This window comes from Collinsella aerofaciens ATCC 25986 (assembly GCF_964239575.1).
Classification (GTDB): Bacteria; Actinomycetota; Coriobacteriia; order Coriobacteriales; family Coriobacteriaceae; genus Collinsella; species Collinsella aerofaciens_BQ.
The window spans coordinates 1-4,116 of record NZ_CAXSQQ010000045.1; the positions used below are offsets into that span (position 1 = coordinate 1).

Here is a 4,116-nt window from a genome sequence, read left to right on the forward strand (position 1 = left end):
GAGCTATTTCCGCGTTGCGCTAGCTGCGGAAACGCGGGGTCCGTTCAGGCTGTTGCGTTGAGATTGAAAATCAACCGCAAAACCACTACGCCCCAAGTGCCGCCATGGGGATCACCGCCACGCCGTCGTCGCGTGTGTAGGCAATGCTCCCCTTTCCAACCACGACCGCCAAAAACGCCGGCGCGGCATTCTGGGCGGCAGGATTGGAGAGCACTTTCCTCTCCAGCGCCTTGAGATTTCTCGCTCCATCGTCTGCTTTCGCATCACTCAGCTTGACCTCGATGGCTCCCATCCGCACAGGTCCTCGGTCAGCTTGAGCCTGTTGAAGAGATCCAGGTGCGCAGCGATGGTCCTCTCGTCGGGGCCCGTCTCACCGTACGAGGCGTCCTTTATGAGCGTCTTGTACGTGACAGCCTGGCTCTCGTTCATGGCAAGAGCTCGCAAAAGGCCGTGTGCAAGCTCGGGCGATCATGCGATATACGAAATTACGCCATTCTCAATGCTGTTTTTACGCCGTTCTCAATGTAGTTTTTACGCCATTTTCATTGTAGGTTTTACGCTTGGCATCCTTAGCGCGACCCATTCCGAGCAATCACATCAGAGCGCGCTTGGTTATCTCCGCTCGCACATCTCGGCAAACGAAATCAGCTTGGTATCTCCCCTGCTCGCCGCAGCTTCCTGACATCCTTGCGTAAAGCCACGCTTCGAGAAGATCACGTAGCTTTTATGCTGACGCCTAAAGAGCTCGCTTCGGTACACGAGCTTTTCCAGAACATCCTCGCCTGCCGGTTCGTTACGCCATTTGCACTCCGCAAAGAGCGCCGCGCCCTCTCCGTCGTCGACAATCAAATCGATCTCTTCCTGCGTACGCGTCCGATTGTCCGTTCCCCACCAACGGCCAACTGTTGCCGGCACCACACCAAGTTCGCCCGCGCGTGCGAGTTCGTACACGTATTGTCTGCATATAAGCTCAAAGACCGTACCCATGTAATCCGATACGTGCGGCTCAATGCGCCTATACGCCATCTCGGCCATATCGTTTTGAATCAGCCCAATGTTCTGCGGCACAAACTTGTACCAGAACCTAAACATCTGGTCGCTCAGCAGATACACGGCTCGCTTATTGCTCGTCTCGTTTAGGGGCAGCTCGCGCTCGACAATCCCAAGCGACGCCAGCTTATCCACATAGCTCTTTACGTTGCTCGCAGGGATTCCCATAGAGCTCGCAATCTCTGAGATCTTCGAGCGCCCCTGGGCAATTGCTTGCACGATCGCATCATATTGCTCGGGATTGCGGCACTCTTGCAATAGCAGGTTACTCGGCTCCTCAAAGAGATAGCCCGTAGGAGTAAGAAAAAGACGTTTGATGTTGTCCTCGAGCGATACGGTAGGATCGACTTTCTCGATATATGCAGGAATGCCGCCCGTCATGCCATAGCAAACCGCAGCGTCTTCGCGACCCATGCTCTGCCACAAACCGAGGGTCGTCGTAAAATCCAGCGGCATGATCTTAAACTGGGCCGTACGCCTACCGTATAGCGGACTCTCGTAGCCCAGCACCTGCTCTTCCATGAACGAAAGCGACGACCCGCACAGAATAAGCATGAGCTTGGTCTCTTTGTACAAGTGATCGATCTTGTCTTGCAGCAACGAGCTGATCTCGGGATTCGATTGGGCGAGATAGGGATACTCGTCAATCACGACAATCAAACGTTCCGTGCGAGCCATGGTGACCAACGCATCGAACGCCTCGTCAAAACTACGAAACGACACACCTGCAGCACCAACCGAACCCGCAAGTATCGCCTGGCTAAAGCCGTGCAGGTTTGCCACTGCATTGGTACGACGAGCTTGAAAGTAAATAGCCTTCTTGCCTTGGATAAACTCTGTGATAAGACGCGTTTTACCCACGCGACGGCGGCCGTAAATCACAGGCATTTCAAAGGAGCCCGTGCCATACAGTCGATTGAGCTCGGACATTTCCACTGTTCTTCCGATAAACATAGGGCCATCCTTCCTTTGCGTTATAGCTAGCTATATTATACCTTCCTATAATATAGCTAGCTATAACGCAATTCGACAAGCGGCGCACGCAAAAGGGGCGGTACACCCCCGCACGTGGACCGTTCCGGAAAATGTATCCCGTTCTGGAGCCAAAAACTGGGCCGTAGTTTCCGCCAAGCATGCCATCCGGAAAGCGTGTCCCGTTCTGAGCCTGAATTCTGGGATGCGGTTTCCGCTGAAACTTCTACCGGAAAGCGAATCCCATTCTGAGCGTCGAATCCGGGACGCAGTTTCCGGTTGAGGGCTGTTCCGGAAAGCTTGTCCCGTTCCGAGCGGCAATTCCGGGTCACGGTTTCCTCAGGTACAAGGCGACAGTCCGCCGCCCTTATCACATGCCTTCAAATATGCGATCCAGAAACACAAAACAGCAGATAGAATGCTCTTTTTCAAAAAGTACACGTCCCGAAACTTACCAAGACTTCATATCCAGCTACCGTTCACGGTCGCCGATTACCGCTCACCGATTCAAACAAGAAATATGTCGCCAAAAGCAGGTCATCTACCTGCATGGTTAGATTTTGGTCAGCTTTTGGTCAGCTGAGCGGCAAGTTCCAGCTGATACGTTTTTGCTACCCAAAAGGAGGCGGTAGCTCATGACCCATTGCAACGACCAGCTCATCGACCAACTGCTCACTCAAGCCGAACAAGAGGGGCGCTGTCTGATTCCCCCGAGCACGGCGATCCGAAAAGCGCTCCTTCGGCGCACCGGCGGCACGGTTGTCTCGCCCATGCCGGGGTTGTTTGCGCGAAAAACGCACTGGGATGAACTCAACCGAGCGCAACGCCATTGCGAGATCCTCCGCGCCCTTGCGATCATCCATCCCGATTGGACGTTCTGCTCGTTTTCGGCAGCTTGCCTGCTGGGGCTCGAGGTCTCGTGGCGACACCTGAACGTCGTGCATGTTTGCAGCTCGACAAAGCCGTCGGCTCGTCCGGGCGCACATATTCAGCGACACCAGATTGAGCCGGCCGGAGCAATACGCAGAGCCGGCATATCGGTAACGCCGCCCATCCAAACGGCCACAGATTGCCTGCTGCAAACTGGTTTTGCCGACGGCATGCCCATTGCCGATTCGGCGATCTCAAAGCTCGGCCTTGCGTCGGAACAGCTGATGGAGGCCGTTGAGCAACGAGCGACTGCCCGCAATGGTCGCGCGATTCGCACCGCCCTCACAACGCTTCGATATGCCGACGCCCGCGCCGAGAGCGGCGGGGAATCGGTCGCCCGAGCCATCATGATCGAGACGGGCTTTGCGCCCGACTGGCTTCAATACGAGCTGACGGACCCCTTCGATTCGGCCAAGCCCATACGAACGGACTTTGCCTGGGAGCGCCAGGCGCGGGAACTCACGCTGGGCGAGCTCGACGGGCTCATCAAATATACCGACCAGACCATGCTGGCCGGACGCACCACCGCCGAGGCGCTCGTTGCCGAACGACAGCGCGAGGCGCACCTATCGCTCTACGGCCACCCTCTGCTGCGCTTTACCATGAACGAGGTCCGCTCGGCAGGAATGCTCGCCAAAAAGCTGCAGACGGCAGGCATCCGGCAGACCGCGCTGCCGACGTGGCTCAACGACGTGGAGCTGTAGGAGCTGCTAGGCCGTGCATCGCCGGATCGCATCCCCCCTATCTGGGCCGCGTTTTCCCAACGGCCACGCCAACGGAAAGCGCGGCCCAGCCTGGACGCTCAAAACGGGATGCACTTTCCGGATGGCGGGCCTGGCGGAAAGCGTGTCCCGGAATCCAGCCTCGGAACGGGACAGGCTTTCCGGTTGAGTCCTTCAGCGGAAACCGCATCCCGGAATAAACGCTCAAACTGGGATGCGGTTTCCAAACGGCCGGCCAGCGGAAAACACATCCCATTCTGAGGCACGATTCCGGGACGCAGTTTCCGCATGCGGCCCCGTTGGGAAAGTTCATCCCGTTCCGAAGCTGGATTCCGGGACACAGTTTCCGCATGCGGAGGCGCTCCAAATCAAAACCACCCCTAAAAGGGGTGGTTTGCTCTTAGGGTATAACCCTTGGATTTCCGGCACGCGTCTAAAGGCG

4 protein-coding genes are annotated in these 4,116 nt (G+C 56.6%); 1 reads left to right on the plus strand and 3 read right to left on the minus strand.

Going from position 1 to position 4,116, the window contains the following annotated elements; translation table 11 throughout:
• Window positions 1–85: 85 nt before the first annotated feature.
• The 3 genes from ACESUZ_RS09950 to ACESUZ_RS09960 all read right to left on the minus strand — a co-directional run bounded on the left by ACESUZ_RS09950 (window position 86) and on the right by ACESUZ_RS09960 (window position 2,004).
• The gene (locus ACESUZ_RS09950) at window positions 86–292 is read right to left on the minus strand and encodes a hypothetical protein (RefSeq protein ID WP_117734342.1); all 207 of its coding nucleotides are present in this window, start codon (window positions 290–292) and stop codon (window positions 86–88) included.
• Window positions 268–429: a hypothetical protein gene (locus ACESUZ_RS09955; RefSeq protein WP_161144910.1), complete on the minus strand. Its 162-nt coding sequence runs from the start codon at window positions 427–429 to the stop codon at window positions 268–270. Before ACESUZ_RS09955 ends, ACESUZ_RS09950 begins: the two co-directional genes overlap by 25 nt.
• A 183-nt stretch (window positions 430–612) precedes the next feature.
• A complete protein-coding gene (locus ACESUZ_RS09960) occupies window positions 613–2,004 on the minus strand; it encodes an ATP-binding protein (RefSeq protein WP_373199893.1) in 1,392 nt (463 codons plus the stop codon).
• A 653-nt stretch (window positions 2,005–2,657) separates the two neighbouring features.
• Here ACESUZ_RS09960 and ACESUZ_RS09965 point away from each other — a divergent pair.
• Complete coding sequence (locus ACESUZ_RS09965; protein ID WP_373093821.1) at window positions 2,658–3,656, plus strand: hypothetical protein; 999 nt, start codon at window positions 2,658–2,660, stop codon at window positions 3,654–3,656.
• Window positions 3,657–4,116 lie beyond the last annotated feature (460 nt).

Excerpts from the sequence above, each read along its gene's own strand:
- ACESUZ_RS09965 (WP_373093821.1), top strand. The coding sequence starts at position 2,658 with ATGACCCATTGCAACGACCAGCTCATCGACCAACTGCTCACTCAAGCC.
- ACESUZ_RS09955 (WP_161144910.1), bottom strand. The coding sequence starts at position 429 with ATGAACGAGAGCCAGGCTGTCACGTACAAGACGCTCATAAAGGACGCC.
- ACESUZ_RS09960 (WP_373199893.1), bottom strand. The coding sequence starts at position 2,004 with ATGTTTATCGGAAGAACAGTGGAAATGTCCGAGCTCAATCGACTGTAT.
- ACESUZ_RS09950 (WP_117734342.1), bottom strand. The coding sequence starts at position 292 with ATGGGAGCCATCGAGGTCAAGCTGAGTGATGCGAAAGCAGACGATGGA.